Source organism: Pseudophaeobacter arcticus DSM 23566 (assembly GCF_000473205.1).
GTDB classification, from domain to species: domain Bacteria; phylum Pseudomonadota; class Alphaproteobacteria; order Rhodobacterales; family Rhodobacteraceae; genus Pseudophaeobacter; species Pseudophaeobacter arcticus.
Genome location: NZ_KI421507.1, coordinates 4,141,988 through 4,158,382, shown reverse-complemented (window position 1 = coordinate 4,158,382; position 16,395 = coordinate 4,141,988). Strand labels below are relative to the sequence as shown.

The 16,395-nt window shown below is 60.0% G+C and carries 16 protein-coding genes and 1 pseudogene; 7 read left to right on the top strand and 10 right to left on the bottom strand.

Translation table 11 applies throughout. The features are described 5' to 3' along the window. Positions 1-144: 144 nt before the first annotated feature. The 4 genes from ARCT_RS0124555 to ARCT_RS0124540 all read left to right on the top strand — a co-directional run bounded on the left by ARCT_RS0124555 (position 145) and on the right by ARCT_RS0124540 (position 4,435). On the top strand, positions 145-1,125 hold the full coding sequence (locus ARCT_RS0124555) for a glutathione S-transferase family protein (protein ID WP_027242478.1): 981 nt from the start codon (positions 145-147) through the stop codon (positions 1,123-1,125). Positions 1,126-1,282: 157 nt separating this feature from the next. Continuing rightward, the gene (cobD, locus tag ARCT_RS0124550) at positions 1,283-2,257 is read left to right on the top strand and encodes a threonine-phosphate decarboxylase CobD (protein ID WP_027242477.1); all 975 of its coding nucleotides are present in this window, start codon (positions 1,283-1,285) and stop codon (positions 2,255-2,257) included. Then, entirely contained in the window at positions 2,254-3,225 is a 972-nt protein-coding gene (gene cbiB / locus ARCT_RS0124545; protein ID WP_027242476.1) for an adenosylcobinamide-phosphate synthase CbiB, read from the top strand. The genes cobD and cbiB overlap by 4 nt, the downstream gene beginning before the upstream one ends. 40 nt (positions 3,226-3,265) lie before the next feature. Then, on the top strand, positions 3,266-4,435 hold the full coding sequence (locus tag ARCT_RS0124540; protein ID WP_027242475.1) for a lytic murein transglycosylase: 1,170 nt from the start codon (positions 3,266-3,268) through the stop codon (positions 4,433-4,435). Between the two features lie 137 nt (positions 4,436-4,572). Here the strand turns inward: ARCT_RS0124540 and ARCT_RS0124535 are convergent, their stop codons facing one another. From ARCT_RS0124535 to ARCT_RS0124520, 4 genes are all read right to left on the bottom strand, one after another. Then, the gene (locus ARCT_RS0124535) at positions 4,573-4,971 is read right to left on the bottom strand and encodes a YbjN domain-containing protein (RefSeq protein ID WP_240476380.1); all 399 of its coding nucleotides are present in this window, start codon (positions 4,969-4,971) and stop codon (positions 4,573-4,575) included. 255 nt (positions 4,972-5,226) lie between these two features. Further along, positions 5,227-8,682: a chromosome segregation SMC family protein gene (locus ARCT_RS0124530; RefSeq protein WP_027242473.1), complete on the bottom strand. Its 3,456-nt coding sequence runs from the start codon at positions 8,680-8,682 to the stop codon at positions 5,227-5,229. A gap of 292 nt (positions 8,683-8,974) precedes the next feature. After that, positions 8,975-9,322 (bottom strand): hypothetical protein, encoded by a 348-nt coding sequence (locus ARCT_RS0124525; protein ID WP_027242472.1) that lies wholly within the window; start codon positions 9,320-9,322, stop codon positions 8,975-8,977. 61 nt (positions 9,323-9,383) lie between these two features. Next, the gene (locus ARCT_RS0124520) at positions 9,384-10,592 is read right to left on the bottom strand and encodes an aminotransferase-like domain-containing protein (RefSeq protein ID WP_027242471.1); all 1,209 of its coding nucleotides are present in this window, start codon (positions 10,590-10,592) and stop codon (positions 9,384-9,386) included. Positions 10,593-10,807: 215 nt separating this feature from the next. Between ARCT_RS0124520 and ARCT_RS0124515 the strand changes: the two genes are divergently transcribed. Then, entirely contained in the window at positions 10,808-11,578 is a 771-nt protein-coding gene (locus ARCT_RS0124515) for a FadR/GntR family transcriptional regulator (protein ID WP_027242470.1), read from the top strand. Between the two features lie 79 nt (positions 11,579-11,657). Here ARCT_RS0124515 and ARCT_RS0124510 read toward each other — a convergent pair. The 6 genes and pseudogenes from ARCT_RS0124510 to ARCT_RS0124485 form a co-directional block, all read right to left on the bottom strand. Continuing rightward, positions 11,658-11,990 (bottom strand): annotated as a pseudogene (locus ARCT_RS0124510) (SDR family NAD(P)-dependent oxidoreductase); the annotation flags it as partial. 213 nt (positions 11,991-12,203) lie between these two features. Next, on the bottom strand, positions 12,204-12,764 hold the full coding sequence (locus tag ARCT_RS0124505) for a F0F1 ATP synthase subunit B (protein WP_027242468.1): 561 nt from the start codon (positions 12,762-12,764) through the stop codon (positions 12,204-12,206). A 4-nt stretch (positions 12,765-12,768) separates the two neighbouring features. Beyond that, positions 12,769-13,317 (bottom strand): F0F1 ATP synthase subunit B', encoded by a 549-nt coding sequence (locus ARCT_RS0124500; protein ID WP_027242467.1) that lies wholly within the window; start codon positions 13,315-13,317, stop codon positions 12,769-12,771. 87 nt (positions 13,318-13,404) lie between these two features. After that, a complete protein-coding gene (locus tag ARCT_RS0124495; protein ID WP_027242466.1) occupies positions 13,405-13,644 on the bottom strand; it encodes a F0F1 ATP synthase subunit C in 240 nt (79 codons plus the stop codon). Positions 13,645-13,730: 86 nt separating this feature from the next. Then, positions 13,731-14,531, bottom strand: coding sequence for a F0F1 ATP synthase subunit A (locus ARCT_RS0124490; RefSeq protein ID WP_027242465.1), 801 nt, complete (start codon positions 14,529-14,531; stop codon positions 13,731-13,733). A 38-nt stretch (positions 14,532-14,569) separates the two neighbouring features. Further along, complete coding sequence (locus tag ARCT_RS0124485; protein ID WP_205855548.1) at positions 14,570-14,914, bottom strand: AtpZ/AtpI family protein; 345 nt, start codon at positions 14,912-14,914, stop codon at positions 14,570-14,572. A gap of 308 nt (positions 14,915-15,222) precedes the next feature. Here ARCT_RS0124485 and ARCT_RS0124480 point away from each other — a divergent pair, with 308 nt between their 5' ends. Both ARCT_RS0124480 and ARCT_RS0124475 read left to right on the top strand, forming a co-directional pair. After that, a complete protein-coding gene (locus ARCT_RS0124480; RefSeq protein ID WP_027242463.1) occupies positions 15,223-15,960 on the top strand; it encodes a sulfite exporter TauE/SafE family protein in 738 nt (245 codons plus the stop codon). 69 nt (positions 15,961-16,029) lie between these two features. Next, positions 16,030-16,383, top strand: a complete 354-nt coding sequence (locus tag ARCT_RS0124475) for an ArsR/SmtB family transcription factor (RefSeq protein WP_027242462.1) — start codon at positions 16,030-16,032, stop codon at positions 16,381-16,383. Positions 16,384-16,395: the final 12 nt, after the last annotated feature.

Genomic DNA, 16,395 nt, shown 5'->3' with positions numbered 1-16,395 from the left:
ACCAAAGGCCTGCGGGCACAGGGTCGTGATGTGCAGACATGCAGAGCAGCTGCGCGACAGCACGGATAGGCGCGGCAGAGATCTGCGCCTATGTGTTTCCCAGCCACCCATGCTGCGGGCCAGCCGAGTTAAGGAGAGAGATCAATGGGACTATTGATTGACGGGATCTGGAAAGACCAATGGTACGACACCAAGTCCACCGGAGGTGCGTTCAAACGCTCTGAAGCACAGTTCCGCAATTGGGTAACCGCAGACGGAAGCGCCGGACCAACAGGTCAGGACGGCTTTCAGGCCGAAACTGGCCGCTATCATCTCTATGTATCGCTGGCCTGTCCCTGGGCCCATCGCACCCTGATCTTTCGCGCGCTCAAAGAGCTGGAGGATCACATCACGGTCTCCGTCGTGCACCCGGACATGCTGAGCGAAGGTTGGACCTTTGAGCGCGACGCACATGGCGCCACCGGTGATCACCTGTTTGACAGCAGCCACGCGCATCAGATCTACACCCGCGCAGATGCCAAATATACCGGCCGCGTCACCGTGCCCATTCTGTGGGACAAGAACCGCAATACCATCGTGTCCAACGAGAGCGCCGATATCATCCGCATGTTCAACTCGGCCTTTGACGGTCTCACCGGCAACAGTCTCGACTTTTGGCCAGAAGAGCTGCGCGAACCCATCGAGGCGGTGAACAGCCGGATCTACGACACGGTCAACAACGGCGTCTACAAATGCGGCTTTGCCACCTCGCAAGACGCCTATGATGCCGCCGTGGGACCCCTGTTTGACTCGCTGGACTGGCTGGAGGATCTGCTGTCGCAGCATCGCTACCTGATGGGCGCCCAGCTGACCGAAGCGGACTGGCGTCTGTTCACCACATTGCTGCGGTTTGATCCGGTGTATCACCTGCATTTCAAGTGCAACAAAAAGCGGATCATCGACTATCCCAACCTCTGGGCCTATTGCCGCGAGCTGTACCAGTATCCGGGTGTGCAACAGACTGTTGGCATGCAGCATATCGTGCGGCACTACCATTACAGCCATGATACCATTAACCCCAACCGCATCATTCCGGTGAACCCGGATATCAACTGGCTGGAGCCCCACGGGCGTGGCCAGGCCTGAATAAACCGGCTCTCCCGGACCAGCCTGACACCTGCCCCCGAAGGCAAAGAACTGCCACGCGATACGGCAAAGCTGTCTTGCCTTATCGCGGCCCCTGTTTCATAGAAACAAGGCAGCGCCAAAGACATTGGCGGTGATAGCAGGTTGGGGCTTTTCCATGTCGGCACGTGTTTCTGAGAGCCAGATCGAAACGGGCGCAACCCTGCGCGACCATGGCGGCAATCTGAGCGCAGCCATCCAGCACTACGGCGGCAACCGCGCGGATTGGATTGATCTGTCAACGGGGATCAATCCCACAGCCTATCCGCTGCCCGATTTTGACGCCTCGGACTGGACCGCGCTGCCGGATACCTCTGCCAGTGCCGAACTTGAACAAGCAGCCCGGCGGTTCTGGAATGTACCCGCCGAAGCAGCGGTTCTGCCCGCGCCCGGAGCCTCTGCCCTGATTGCGCTATTGCCGGGGCTTGCAGATCCACGTTGGGTCAAGATCGAAACCCCGACCTACAATGAACATGCCGCCGCCTTTGCCAATCACGGCTGGGCGATCACTGGCAGCGGTCCTGCCGAAGCCTGTGTTGCGGTGCATCCAAACAACCCTGATGGGCGTCTGTGGCGCGCTGAGGAGATGACCGCGCCGCTGTGCATCATAGATGAGAGCTTTGGTGATATCTGCCCCGATCAAAGCCTCATACATCTGGCCGCCAGGCCCGGCGTCATCGTGCTCAAGAGTTTTGGCAAATTCTGGGGCCTTGCGGGGATGCGGCTGGGGTTTGCCATTGGCGATTCAGACCTCATTCAACGGCTTGCCCAGCTGCAGGGCCCCTGGGCGGTCTCTGGCCCGGCGCTCAAAACCGGTCTGCAGGCGCTGCAGGACCAGGACTGGGCCAATCACACCCGCCAGAGCCTTGCCCGCGACGCGCAGCGGCTGGATCAGCTGGCAATCGCGCGCGGCGCCACAGTGGTGGGCGGCACCGACCTGTTTCGCCTGTACCGGGTCGAGGATGCCGCACAGTGGCAAGAGCGGCTCGCCAAGGCCCATATCTGGAGCCGCATCTTCCCCTATTCAAAAACCTACATCCGCCTGGGCCTGCCACCGCAGCATGGCTGGGAGCGGCTGGAGGCTGCCCTATGAGCACCGCTGAGATCCTATTGCTCGCTCTGGTGCTGGACGCCGCCCTGGGAGAGCCGGACTGGCTCTGGTCGCGCCTGCCGCATCCGGCGGTTTTGATGGGCAAATCTGTGTCCTGGCTGGAGGCGCGCCTCAATACAGCCCCGAATACCGGCCTAGATACGGGCCTAGATACGGGACAGCATACCGGCCAAGACACCGACCGGGCCAAACGCGTCAGGGGCGTTGTGGCAATCACCCTGCTGGTCTGCCTCGGGCTGGGGCTTGGCTGGCTATTGTCGCTCTTTGGTCCCCTGGTCGAGCTGCTGCTGGCCGCCATTCTGATTGCGCAGCGCTCGCTGGTTGAGCACCTGCGCGCCGTCGCGGATGGCCTGTCGCAGTCCCTTGTGCAGGGGCGTCAGGCGGTTGCCATGATTGTCAGCCGCGACACCGACACGATGACCGGCCCCCAGGTCGCCCGCTCCGCCATCGAAAGCGGATCCGAGAATATGTCGGACGGGGTTGTTGCCCCGGCCTTTTGGTTTCTGCTGGCCGGGCTGCCCGGATTGCTGGCCTATAAGATGATCAACACCGGCGACAGCATGATTGGCTATCGCACCCCCCGCTACCAGGACTTTGGCTGGGCCACGGCGCGGATTGATGATCTGGTCAACCTGATCCCGGCGCGGCTGACCGGAGTGATGATTGCGCTGGCCGGCGGCGTGCTGCGCGATTGGCCCGCCATCGCCAGAGACGCGGCCAGACATCGCTCGCCCAATGCGGGCTGGCCCGAGGCGGCAATGGCCCGCGCGCTGGGGCTGTCGCTGGCGGGGCCCCGGTCATACGATGGTGAAATGCGCGATTTTGCCTGGGTGAACGCCCCCGGCACCAAGAGCATCACCGGCCCCGCAATTCTGCGCTGCTGTGACATTCTTTGGACCTCTTGGGCCATTGGGGTCGGGCTATTGGTTGCTTTTGCAGTCATCTTTTAGCACATACAATGTTTTAGAGCTTCATTAAGGACTGCCCGCCATGCGCATTTTGCCCCTCGCCCTTGCTGCCCTCTTGATGCCAGCAACCGCTTTTGCCCAATGTGGCGGCAGCTTTTCCGGCTTTGTCAAATCTCTCAAACAAGAGGCCCTGACTGCGGGATATGACAGGGCAACCGTCAACGGTTTTTTTAAAGGCGCCAGCCAGGACGCCAAGGTTCTGAGGGCGGATCGGGCACAGGGCGTGTTCCAAAAACCCTTTGTCGAGTTTTCCCGCCACCTGATCTCGCAAAGCCGCATCGACCGGGGCCGGTCGATGGCCGAAAAATACGACAGCACCTTTCGCCGGATCGAGACCACCTATGGCATCAACCGCGGCGTATTGCTGGCCTTTTGGGCCTTTGAAACCGATTACGGCAGCTTTCAGGGTGATTTCAACACCCGCAACGCGCTGATCACCCTGGCCCATGACTGCCGCCGCCCCGATCTGTTCCGCCCGCAGATCTTTGCGGCACTTGAACTGTACAAACGTGGCAATTTTGACCCCGCCCGCACCACCGGTGCCTGGGCCGGTGAAATCGGCATGGTGCAGATGCTGCCGCAGGATATCCTCGACAATGGCGTCGATGCCGATGGCGATGGCCATGTCAGCCTCAAGACCTCCGCTCCGGATGCGCTGATGTCTGGCGCCAAGATGTTGTCCCATCTGGGCTGGCAGGCCGGTGAACCCTGGCTGCAAGAAGTCACCATTCCCGGTGATCTGGACCTGTCAAAATCCGGCACCGACACCAAACTGTCGGTCCGGGACTGGCAGGCGCTTGGCCTGCGCGCCAAAGACGGCTCCCTGGCTGCTGGCACCCTCAAGGCCTCCCTGCTTTTGCCACAGGGGCACAAGGGGCCAGCCTTTCTCGCCTATCCAAATTTCGACGTCTATTTTGAGTGGAACCAGAGTTTTACCTATGTTCTGACCGCCGCCTATTTTGCCAATCGGCTCGAGGGCGCATCGATCTACGCCGCAGGCAAGCCCGAACAGGGACTGGCCGGAGCCCAGATGAAACAGCTGCAGCAGAAACTGCAGAGCCTGGGGTATGATGTCGGCAAGATTGACGGCATTCTTGGCGCCAAAACACGGGCAGCAGTCCAACGCGAACAACAGCGGCTGGGCCTGCCAGCCGATGCCTGGCCAACGCCTGCACTGCTCAACCATCTCTAGGACAGCGGGGGGCCTGAACCCGGCGTCTTCATCCAGAAAAGCAAAAGGGGCATGACTATTCATGCCCCTTTTTCGTAACGCGAGCACCGCGCGCCGGAGGGCTTACCACCTCCCGCGCCGTGGTCACGCGGTGCCACTTAGTAGTCGATGAGCTCTTCAAAATCGCCCATCAGGCGCGACCAGAGCCCCACCGCTGTGGCAAAATCATCGGCGCTGATGCCGCCGTCCCCCATGTAAAGATCCATCTCAAGCTTGGTTGATCCGTCCTCGGCAACATAGGCGCGAACCCAGCGTTTTTCAGCGTTAAAGTCGTTGACGGTCTTCAACCGGACGGCACCATCTGTGGCATAGCCGGAATAGAACTGGATGGAATCGCAATTGGTGTTGTTCTCACAGCCATAGTAGAAAATCGTGAATTCACTGCCATAGTGCTCGACGTTCAGCTGCGGATCCCCAACATTATCGACCAGGACCTCGACGCTGGAGCCTTCATCCAGGAAGAAACCCTCGATGCTGCTGGATTGTCTGGCGGTCAAATTATCTGCCTGTACGGCAAGGGGGCTAATCGCAAGAGCTGTAGCCGCAATAAGTTTTGTAAGATTCATAGTTCCCTCCAATTGAGTTTGTTTCAATGCTACCCCGAAGACCCAGGGAAGACCACACGGGCCGTCATCACCAGCGCCTAGTTTCGAAGACCTTCACAGGGCATGCAAGAGAAGATTTTTGACTGATTTTCCCCATAGTCCAAAAAGCATGCGCAAATTACACAGTCCGGTTTGCTCAACTCTCATTTAGGCGACAAGGGCTTCTGCCTTTTTCAGATCAACCGAGACCAATTGGCTAACGCCTTTTTCCTGCATGGTGACGCCAAACAACCGGTCCATTCGCGCCATGGTGACCGCATGGTGGGTGATGATCAAAAACCGGGTTTCGGTCTGGCGGCACATCTCGTCCAGCAGGTCACAGAACCGGGTAACATTGGCATCGTCCAGCGGCGCGTCCACCTCGTCCAGCACGCAGATCGGCGCCGGATTGGACAGGAACACCGCAAAGATCAGCGCCATGGCGGTGAGGGTCTGCTCACCGCCGGACAGCAGCGACAGGGTCGATAGTTTTTTACCCGGTGGCTGGCACATAATCTCCAGCCCGGCGTCCAGCGGGTCATCGCTTTCGACCATCACCAGATTGGCCTCTCCGCCGCCAAACAGATGGGTAAAGAGATTGGCAAAGCTGGCGTTCACCTCTTCAAACGCGGTGAGCAGCCTCTCGCGCCCCTCGCGGTTGAGACTGGCAATACCGCTGCGCAGGGTCTTGATCGCCTCTTCCAGGTCGGATTTTTCCGACACCAGATCGTCATGCTCGGTCTGGATTTCCCGCGCATCTTCTTCGGCGCGCAGGTTTACCGCGCCCAGGGCATCGCGTTGCCGCTTGTGCCGGTTCACTTCGGCCTCCAGCGCCTCGGCCCCTGGCATCTGATCGGGGCTGACCCCCAGCTGTTCCAGCAGCGCCTGCGGGCTGCAGTTCTGGTCTTCGCTGATCCGCTCAGCCGCGTGGGTCACGGTTTCACGCGCCGCCTCACAGAGCGCTTCTGAGCGCGCCCGTGCCTCGCGCCCTTCCGAGGCCAGACGTTCAGAATCGCGTTCAATCTGCACCAATTCCCGCAGCGCAGCCTCTGCGGTGATCAAGGCTTCCGAGGCTGTTGTCTTGCGCGCTTCGGCCTCCTCGATGGCTTCGTTCAGTTCTTCGCGTTTTTCAGCAATCTCCGCAGGCACCGCATGGGCCTCTTCCAACTCCTCCTGCGAGGCTTCGCGGCGTTCGGCCAGCTCGTCGATGCGGCGCTCTGCGGTTTCCAGCCTGTGCCGCCAGCCCGACAGTTCCTTGGTCACTTGCTGAGCCCGTTTGGTCCGGGCCTCGCCGTCGCGGCGCAGCTCATCATGGGCCGAACGATGGGTGAGCATGGTAATCCGGGCGGCTTCCACCCCCTGTTTAACGTCTTCGACCCCAGCCCGCGCCGCATCCAGGTCGCCAAGAGCCGCCTGGGCTGTTTCTGCCTCTGCCAGTTGCAGCCGGGCGTTCATCGCATCCTCGCTGTGGCGCGCAACAGCAATGCCCAGTGTCTCCAGCTTGCCCTCGGCCAGGTTGCGCTCGGCCTCTGCCCGGCTGAGCGCACGGGCCGCATCAGCCACACGTTGATCCGCAACCCGGCGCGCCTGTCGCGCGTTCTGATCTGCCTGCGTCACCTCTTCCAGGCGGCGGATCAGTGTCTCATGCGCCGCGCGGGTGCCATCGGCCCTGGCGCTGACCTGCTCCAACTCTTGCTTCAGCGCCTCCAGCCGGTTCAGCTGCTCCAGCCGCAACGCTGCGGCACTGGGCGCGTCTTCGGCCCAGGCGCGATAGCCATCCCAGCGCCAGATATCGCCCTCCAACGTCACCAGCCTCTGACCTGGCTGCAGATGCACCTGCAGCCCACGTGCGGTATCCCCGTCAACCAGGCCAATCTGGCCAATTCGGCGCGCCAGAGCCTCGGGACCGGATACATGCTTTGCCAAAGGCTCCACCCCGTCAGGCAGCGGCACATCGCGGGCATAGGTCGGCAGCTCGATCCAGCCCGTCGGCCCGTCCACCGCCGCCAAAGGTGCGCGCAGATCATCCGCCAGCGCCGCGCCAAGCGCCTTTTCATAGCCGGGGGCGACGCTCAGCTCGTCCAGAATTTGCCCCCTTTCAGCGGTGTCCCGCTCCAGCAGCTTTGCCAGCGCTGTCACCTCGGCCCGGATCGCCCCCAGCGCCCCCTCTGCCTCAGAGCGGTGCGCCCGTGCGGCGGATTCCAAGGACTGGGTTTCGGTGCGCAGCTCATCCGCCGCCGCCAGGGCCTCCTCGGCCATCTCCACGGCTTCGCGGGCCTCCTCCTCGGTGGCCAGAGCCGCCTCAAAACCTTCGCCTGCCAGCTCCAGGGCCTCGCCCGCCTGATCCTGCGCCTGCTGCGCCGCCGCACCTTCGTTTTCGGCCCGTGCCAGGGTGCGCTTGCAATCCTCAACCAGACGCAGTGCCGATTGATACCGCGCCGACAACCGCGCCACATCTTCGGTCAACTGCGTGAGATGATCCTCGCGCGCCTCCAGAATCAGTGCCGCTTCCCGCGCCAGCTCTGCGGCCTCGCTTAAACGCTCATCATGGCCGTCACTGGCCTTGGCCAGTTCCTTTTGCTCCCAGTCCAGCCGCTCAATTGTCTCTCCGGCATCGCGGTTGAGCCCGCCTTCGCGGTCAATGTCATTGCCCAGTTGCTGGATGCGGCTGACCAACCGTTCGATGGCCTGACGCGCCTGTGCCTCCTGATCCCCCAGCGAGTCACGCTGCACCACCAGTCGCTGCAGAATGGCGGCAGCAATGGCCTGCTCTTCGCGCAGCGGCGGCAGGCCTTCCTCGGCCTCGGCCCGATTCTGCGCCGCAGCCCGCGACAGGGCCTCGCCCTTGGCCGCCTGGGTCAGTCGAATGCTCAGATCCTGCTCCGCAGTCAGCCGGGCATCATCCGCCTCACGCCAGCGACGATAGAGCAACATCCCCTCCGCCAGCCGCAGCTTCTCACCGATATCGCGGTAGCGCTGCGCCTGTCGGGCCTGGCGCGCCAATTGCCCCAGCTGACCCGCCAGCTGTTCCACCACATCATCCACCCGCAACAGGTTTTGTTCGGTGTTTTTCAGCTTCAGCTCGGCCTCGTGGCGGCGCTGGTACAGACCGGAAATACCTGCGGCCTCTTCCAGAATGCGACGGCGCGCCTTGGGCTTGGCATTGATCAGTTCGGAAATCTGCCCTTGCCGCACCAGCGCCGGCGAATGCGCCCCGGTAGAGGCATCGGCAAAGAGCATCTGCACATCCCGCGCCCGCACATCTTTGCCATTTGATTTATAGGCACTGCCCACATCACGGGTGATGCGGCGCACAATTTCCAACTGATCCGCCTCGTTGAACCCCGACGGCGCCAACCGGTCCGAGTTATCAATCAGCAGGTTCACCTCGGCAAAGTTGCGCGCTGAGCGCGAGGTGGTCCCGGCAAAGATCACGTCTTCCATGCCACCGCCGCGCATTGCCTTGGCGCGGGTCTCCCCCATCACCCAGCGCAACGCCTCCAGCAGGTTGGACTTGCCGCAGCCATTGGGGCCAACCACGCCGGTCAGCCCGTCCCCGATGATCAAATCGGTCGGGTCGACAAAGCTTTTGAAGCCATTGAGCCTGAGTTTTGAAAAGCGCAAAGCCGCCCCTGAGTGATTCTTATGTCCAGCGAGTCCAGCAGCTTCGCAACAGCCCTGTCAACGCAAACGGCCCCATTGCTAGCGGCAGTTACCCCCAGCAGCGGCATATCTTGTGGATAACTGCCAAGAGCCGCGGAATCCTTAGAGTTCCGCGTTCATCTTTCCAGACCTTTTCCGGGGTGCGTGTCTCACTGATACCGAAGAGGCTGGCGCTGGCTTGCCCCTTCGACAGGCGCCCCTCGCTGCTGTCCACAGGATGGCAGGCACGCGCAGCCTCTCAAATCCGTTTTGCTCACCCCCCTTTGGAAGGACAGTCAAGCACCCCGACCATCAGTGCCTGATCCCCTAGAACAGCCTTGATCCGACAGCCGCTGACCGCCGCCATCGCCTGGGCCGCCCGCGTCCGCAGCGGGCCAAGGCGCGGTGCATATTGCGGATTGATCCGTATTGCCTCGGCCAGGTTTCCCCGCAGACGGATGTCAAAAACACTCCCCCCCGATGTCACCCGCGTGACCTTTGCACCGGCAAAATAGCCCTGCGGCGAATTGGCAAAATAGCCTTGCGGGGCGGAGGCAAAATGCCCCTGCCGCTCTGTGCAGGCCACCAGCAGTATAGGCAGAGAAATCACCAGAATACGCATGATCCGTCAAGCATCACACAACCCTTGCGCGAAATCCAGTCCAACCCTCACCCCAAGGGGTCTAGGTCTCTGTTAGCAACCGTCCAAGCCGTTCAATGCCAGTACGGATTTCCGCCTCATCCAGCACCGAAAAGCTCAGCCTGAGTGTATTGCAGCCGGCGCCATCAGCAAAAAAGGCCTTCCCTGGAACAAAGGCAATGTTTTCCTGATCCAGGGCGCGGCTTAGCACCTCGGCGGTGTCGACGTGTTGCGCAAGTGTGAGCCAGACAAACATGCCGCCTTTGGGCCGGGTCCAACTCACCCCCTCTGGCATAAACTCCTGCAGGGCGGCGAGCATTGCATCCCGGCGGGCCCCATAGGCACGCCTCAGCCCGGCGACATGGCTGTCAAAGCAGGCTTCAGCCACCTGATGCACCGCCATCTGGTTGAGGGTCGGCGAATGCAGATCCGCCGCTTGTTTCATCAGAACCAACTGCGCGATTACCGGTTTGGCCGCCACCACCCAGCCCAGGCGCAGGCCCGGCGACAGGGTTTTGGAGAACGAGCCACAATAGACCGTTCGACACTGTTCTATGCTGCCTTTTTCCGCAATCTCCAGCGCCAAAACGGGCGGGATCGACTCGCCCTCATAGCGCAGTGCCTGATAGGCGCCATCCTCGATTACGGCGCAGCCCAGGTCCTCGGTCATCTCCAGCAATGCCAGGCGTCCCGCGCGCGACAGGGTCTCGCCGGTTGGATTGGCAAAATCCGGTGACAGATAGGCAAATTTGACGCGGCTGTTGGCCTCAGCTGCGGCCTCTCGATAGCTCGCCGGGGAGCGGTTGCCACCGGGGTTGAGTTGATCATAGCGCGGTTCATAGGCGTTAAACGCCGCCAATGCGCCAAGGTAGGTCGGCCAGCCCACAAGTGCGGTATCATTGGGCGAGAGGAACAGTTTCCCCAGATAATCCAGTGCCTGCTGCGAGCCAGAGGTGATGAGGATATTATCTGTGTCGCAGGGGACGCCCATGCGGTGCATTTCGCCTTTGATCCACTGTCGCAGCGGCAGATAACCTTCGCTGACCGAATATTGCAGCGCCTGGGCCTGGTACTCTGGTTCCAATGCCGCCTGAAAGGCCGCTGAGAAAGCTGCAGCAGGAAACAGATCCGGGTCCGGGATGCCACCTGCAAAGGACAACAAACCGGGCCGGTTCAACAGTTTTAGCAACTCACGAATTTCGGAAGCCTTCATACGGTGCGTTCGGGTGGCAAAGAGCTGTTTCAGCAACATCGGCGACCTCCTTTTGGATTTGATTTCCGGCGAAAGTAGGAAAGTTGCAAATATAGTCAATATTGCTGACCTAATATTTCAACAGATGTGATCAGAATTTACAAATCATGCGCGCCGCTTGCAGCCTTGCACTAGGAGCGGTCATATGTTTTTACCAATTGCAGGGGGGCAGTCCCTCCTGCCCCCGTCCCCTCCAAGACCAGACAGAGGCCCCCATGCCGTTTCAAAAAGTCCAACCCGAGAAACTCTCAGCCTCTGTGGTGCGCCAGATCGAACAGCTGATCCTGCGGGGCATCCTGTCGCCGGGAGAGCGGCTGCCGTCGGAGCGCGAACTGGCCGAACGTCTGGGCGTCTCACGCCCGTCGCTGCGCGATGCCATTGCCGAGCTCCAGGAAGTCGGGCTGCTGGAATCCAAGGCGGGGTCCGGGGTTTTTGTGGCTGATGTTCTGGGCTCTGCCTTCTCGCCTGCGCTCATCCGGCTGTTTGCCCGCCATGATGAGGCGGTGTTTGACTACCTCAGCTTTCGCCGCGACATGGAAGGATTGGCTGCCGAGCGCGCGGCCAAGTTTGGCTCGGACGCGGATCTGAAACTGATCCAGACGATATTTGATAAAATGGTTGCTGCCGGCGATCCCTCCGTGTCGGATGCGGCCGCCAGTCTGGACGCCCAGTTCCATTCCGCCATCATGGATGCCAGCCACAATGTAGTGATGCTGCATATGATGCGGTCGATGTTTGATCTGCTGCACGAAGGCGTGTTCTACAACCGCCGGATCATGTTCAGCCGTCACACCACCTTCGAGGTGCTTTTGGGCCAGCACAGCGCCATCAACGCCGCCCTACAGGCGCGTGATCCCGCTGCCGCCCGGGCGGCCGTCGAGGCGCATCTGGACTATGTGAAACAGTCCCTGATCGACCACCAGCGCGCAGAACGCAACGCCGAGATCGCCCAGCAGCGGTTGGAGCACGAGAGCGCGAAGAGATAGCAAAGCGCCTGCCAGAATTCCCGGCTTTCTGCGTGCCAGCACAGGGCGGATTCGTGGCCAGACGTCCTATTGTTTGACCCTAAATTCCGGCAGGGACGCCGCCGGTTACGGGTAGGTTGATACCGGTTACATAGTTTGATTGCGGACCGGCAAGATAAGCAACCGCGTTTGCTACATCGACCGGCAGACCAGCGTCCGTCAAGGCAACATTGGCATAGCGTTGCGCCTTGATTTCGTCGACAGAGACATGGTTTTCCTCGGCCAGCCTCGCGTTGGCGGCGTTGTGCATATCCGTAGAGATATATCCCGGGCAGACAGTGTTACACAGGATGCCATCCGCGCCAAATTCCGCATCAAGCGTTTTTGATAGGCCAACCAGTCCGTGCTTCATTGCAGTATAAGCGCCAAAGCCGGGCCCTGCGCCAAGGCTAACGCCACAGTGCTACATTTTCGGGCCAAGGCATCACGTTCTTTTGAAATCGCACCCGCAATACGGTCATTGGGACGACGTTCCCGCCCCGACCTTGGAAAATGCCCATGCGGCGGATACAAAAAACCCGGCCACTGGGGCCGGGTTCTTTATTACTTAGCTACAGGTATACTTAGCTACAGTGATTATGTTTGATCAGTGCAGCTTGTCGTTGACGTCGGTGATAGCCGCTTCGATCAGCTTGTTGGCCTCAGTCGCGGTCATCTGCTTGGCGATCACTTGATCGGCAGCAGCAACAGCAATCGAAATCGCCTGGTCGCGCACTTCTTTTACAGCCGAGGCTTCGGCAGAGGCGATCTGCTCTTCCGCTGCCACCAGACGGCGGGCAATGGAAATTTCCAGATCTGCTTTGGCGTCTTCAGCCGCAGCCGCCGCATCATCACGGGCCGCAGCCACGATACGATCGGCCTGGGCCTGAACTTCCTGCTGCTTGCGCTCATAAGAGGCCAGAATGGTCTGGGCTTCTTCCCGCAGAGCGCGGGCTTCGTTCAGCTCATTCTGGATACCTTCGGCGCGGGCGTCCAATTGGCCACCCAGCAGGCTAGGCACTTTGACAAACAGCAAAATACCAACAAACAGAAGAAAGCCGAGCAGAACAACAAAGTTGGTGTTGCTCATCGAAAAGAAGGGACCAGAGGCGGCGAAGGCCGGGCTGGTGGCCCCAAGGGTGAGGGCAATTGCCAGAACTATGCGCATGTCCTTAACCTTTCATCCGGTCGGCAACCGCTGTCGCGACTGCTTTTGCATCAGCTTTGCCACCCAGCGCTGTTACCAGAGCTTCGGCGGTGTCAGCGGCCACAAGTTTCACGCTTTCCAACGCACCAGCTTTGATCTCACCGATGGCCTTTTCAGACTCAGCGACCTTGGCTGCAATCTGGTCATCCGCCTTGGCAATGGCTTCGTCCAGGCCAACCTGGATTTCGGCGCGTGTTTCGGCGGCGATACGCTGTGCCTCGGCGCGGGCGTCTGCCAGAGCCTTGTTATAAGCGTCTTCGGCCTCAACTGCCTTGGCTTTCAGATCTTCCGCCGCAGCAAGGTCGTTGGTGATGGTCCCCTGACGCTCTGCCAGAACCGCAGCAATGCGGGGCAGCGCGACACGCGACAAAATAAGATAGATCGCGACCAGCGCGATTGCCAGCCAGAAGATCTGGTTCCCGAAGGTCGAGAAATCCAGCTGCGGCATGCCCGGAGCAGAGCCGTGCGCGGCCTCGGCGGCGCCGTGAGCTGCGTCTTGCGTATTAGATGCCATGTCGTCCTCCTAGGGAACTTGCCGTTACATCGGGCGGTGGGCCGTTTGGCCTACCGCCCGACCGTAAGGATAAAGTGTCCTAAGGTCTTAGACTGCGAACATCAGCAGCAGAGCAACCAGGAACGAGAAGATGCCCAGGGCTTCTGCAAAGGCGATGCCGATGAACAGAGTAGCTGTCTGGCCGGCGGCTGCCGATGGGTTGCGCAGTGCGCCTGCCAGGAAGTTGCCGGCTACGTGGCCAACACCGATTGCGGCTGCGCCGGAACCAATTGCTGCCAGGCCTGCGCCGATGAATTTGCCGAGAGCTGCTGCTGCTACGAGTTCCATGATGTTTCTCCTTACGATGGAATGTGGTGATTTGGGATCTCGCTGACCCGGGATCGGATCAGCGGGGAACGTGTTGGATCTAGACCTTAGTGGCTCGGATGCAGGGCATCTTTCAGATACACGCAGGTCAGAATGGTAAAGACATAGGCCTGGATAAAGGCCACCAGAACTTCGAGAGCGTAGACTGCGGTGATGGCAAAGATCGGCAGGAAGCTGAACAGGCCCAGAGCGCCTGCAAAACCTGCAAAAACCTTCAGAACCGCGTGGCCCGCCATCACGTTGCCAGCCAGACGAATGCTGTGGCTCACGGGGCGTACGAAGTAGGAAATCAGCTCGATAATGGCCAGGATGGGGCGCAGCGCCAAAGGCGCGCTGGAAACCCAGAACAGGCCAAGGAAACCGGCACCATTTTTGACAAAGCCAACGATGGTGACGGTCAGGAACACCAGGCCCGCCAGGATCGCGGTGACAGCGATATGCGAGGTGGTGGTAAAGGACATCGGGATCAGGCCCAGGAAGTTGGCCATCAGGATGAACATGAACAGGGTCATGATATAGGGGAAGAACTTGACGCCATCTTTGCCGGCGACATCTTCAACCATCTTGTAGATGAACCCGTAGGTCAGTTCCGCAACCGACTGGGCGCGGCCAGGCACGATGGCGCGGCGCGAAGAGCCGACAACCATCAGCAAGAAGACGCAGGCAACCGCCAGGGCAAGCCAGAGGGTGACATTGGTGATTGCAAAGGTGCCCACTGCGCCGCCGGTCAGGGAGGCCACATTGAACTGATCCATCGGGTGGATCGCCAGAGCAGCGTGCTCAGGCGCAAAAACCAAGCCAGACACCACTACCAGTGCCAATGCTACGTAAAAGAACAGCTTGCCCATCGTTCCGCTTCTCCTGTCGTCAGGTGTTGATCACGCGATCAGTCCTGAGCCTTTGCATTTTCATCGGCCTGTTCGGCCAGTTTCTGTTCCTGGATCTCCTGCGCGGTGCGAAGCATCACCCTCACACCAGCGACAAGTCCCAGCAGTACAAACAGCACCATAAAGATAGGCAGGGTCCCAAAGAGGTGGTCCAACCCGTATCCGATGCCAAAGCCGATCCCAAGACCGGCTACCAATTCTATCACCATCCGCCAGGCCTGATTGGCCATCGAATAATGTTCATCCGCGCGCGGCTTGGGCTCTTGGGCCTTACGCGCCGCTGCCAGCTTGGCCTCCAGCTGCGCCATGCGCTGCTTTTGGTCATCATCTGTCACAGGCGCCATCCTCACGCGATTTCTATGAGAGGTGCTAAGGCGCTGGGGCCGCAGAGTCAATTGTTCAAGCGTCGCAGTGGAAATTACATCAACCAATTGAAAAAAAACAATATTTCAAGAACCATTCTCTCTCTCATCCAGAAAACTCACCCCTGCCCCCCTGACTTTGGGTCCCAAGACCTTATTCAACCAATCGGTTGATCTTACATTTCCCCGCATCGCAGGCTCCTGCCCCCCCCTTGCGGCAAGGCAGGGTCTTCGCTTGCCAAACCACATAAGAGCTAAGATTGTGCGCGCAGTGATCGAGGAGCAGCCCTATCGAAATACAACTCGTTATCCTGCTGGTCGTTGGAGCCTCTACAGCTGGCTTCATCAACGGCTTTGCCGGCTTTGGCACTGCGCTTGTCGCCTCCGGCTTCTGGTTTCTGGCCTTACCAGCACATATTGTTCCGCCGCTCATTATCATCTCCGCTTTGGTCGGGCAGCTTATCGGGCTGTTGAAATTATCGGTTGAGCTGAACTGGCGCAAATGCAGTTATCTGCTTTCTGGCGGTGTCTTGGGCGTGCCCCTTGGCGCTGCTGCGCTCGCCCTGATGAACCCGGCTCTGGTCAAAGCCAGTGTTGGTGGTTTTTTGGTGACTTACACCCTTTTGCAAGTTGCAGGCTGGCCAAAGCAGGCAGCCTCGGCATCTCCGGAGGGGCTGGCCGATAGAGGTGTCGGATTTGCCAGCGGTATTCTGGGAGGCTTTGCCGGGCTTTCCGGCGTCTTGCCACTGGTCTGGTTGCAGCTCAGAGGGTTTTCCGCGCGCGAACAGCGGGCGCGGTATCAGCCTTTCAATCTTCTTGTGCTGGCTTTTGCCTCACTCGCGCTGCTCGTGATTGGAAAATTGGACGGTGAGCTGATGATCTATGTCGCCATTTCGACCCCCTTTACCATCATCGGCACCCTTCTTGGGGTCAGAGCCTTCAAAGGCGTCAGCGAAAACAGCTTTCGCCGGGCGGTGTTGCTCCTGCTCTTGATATCTGGCGGGATCATTCTGGCTCAGGGCGTTTAACGTAAAGCGGAGCGTTCAGCCCCTGTTCTGTGCTTTCATTTGACCCCAGAGCCGAATAGTCTGCGCCAGATGTCCAGTGAACTTGATACAGTCTTTGCCGCTCTGGCCGACCCGACCCGTCGGGCGATCCTCACCATGTTGTTGGAGGATGATATGGCCGTAACCGATGTGGCTGAACCTTTTGAGATGTCGCTGGCGGCGATTTCCAAACACCTCACCATCCTGACCCGCGCGGGTCTCATCGCGCAGGAAAAACGCGGCCGGGTGAAATGGTGCAAACTGCAGCCCGACGCCATGCGGGCGACTTCGGTCTGGATGCAGGGGTTTGGCCAGTTCGAGCCGGTGAACCTGGATGCCTTTGAACGCTTCCTGGCCAGCGAACTGGACGGCCAGCCCGAGACGGCGGACATCACCGAGGCCTGAAAGGCCTGAGCG

Excerpts from the sequence above, each read along its gene's own strand:
- ARCT_RS0124500 (WP_027242467.1), bottom strand. The coding sequence starts at position 13,317 with ATGGCATCTAATACGCAAGACGCAGCTCACGGCGCCGCCGAGGCCGCG.
- ARCT_RS0124525 (WP_027242472.1), bottom strand. The coding sequence starts at position 9,322 with ATGCGTATTCTGGTGATTTCTCTGCCTATACTGCTGGTGGCCTGCACA.
- ARCT_RS0124475 (WP_027242462.1), top strand. The coding sequence starts at position 16,030 with ATGTCCAGTGAACTTGATACAGTCTTTGCCGCTCTGGCCGACCCGACC.
- ARCT_RS0124540 (WP_027242475.1), top strand. The coding sequence starts at position 3,266 with ATGCGCATTTTGCCCCTCGCCCTTGCTGCCCTCTTGATGCCAGCAACC.
- ARCT_RS0124520 (WP_027242471.1), bottom strand. The coding sequence starts at position 10,592 with ATGTTGCTGAAACAGCTCTTTGCCACCCGAACGCACCGTATGAAGGCT.
- ARCT_RS0124505 (WP_027242468.1), bottom strand. The coding sequence starts at position 12,764 with ATGCGCATAGTTCTGGCAATTGCCCTCACCCTTGGGGCCACCAGCCCG.
- ARCT_RS0124485 (WP_205855548.1), bottom strand. The coding sequence starts at position 14,914 with ATGGCGCCTGTGACAGATGATGACCAAAAGCAGCGCATGGCGCAGCTG.
- cobD (WP_027242477.1), top strand. The coding sequence starts at position 1,283 with ATGTCGGCACGTGTTTCTGAGAGCCAGATCGAAACGGGCGCAACCCTG.
- ARCT_RS0124555 (WP_027242478.1), top strand. The coding sequence starts at position 145 with ATGGGACTATTGATTGACGGGATCTGGAAAGACCAATGGTACGACACC.
- ARCT_RS0124490 (WP_027242465.1), bottom strand. The coding sequence starts at position 14,531 with ATGGGCAAGCTGTTCTTTTACGTAGCATTGGCACTGGTAGTGGTGTCT.
- ARCT_RS0124495 (WP_027242466.1), bottom strand. The coding sequence starts at position 13,644 with ATGGAACTCGTAGCAGCAGCAGCTCTCGGCAAATTCATCGGCGCAGGC.
- cbiB (WP_027242476.1), top strand. The coding sequence starts at position 2,254 with ATGAGCACCGCTGAGATCCTATTGCTCGCTCTGGTGCTGGACGCCGCC.
- ARCT_RS0124515 (WP_027242470.1), top strand. The coding sequence starts at position 10,808 with ATGCCGTTTCAAAAAGTCCAACCCGAGAAACTCTCAGCCTCTGTGGTG.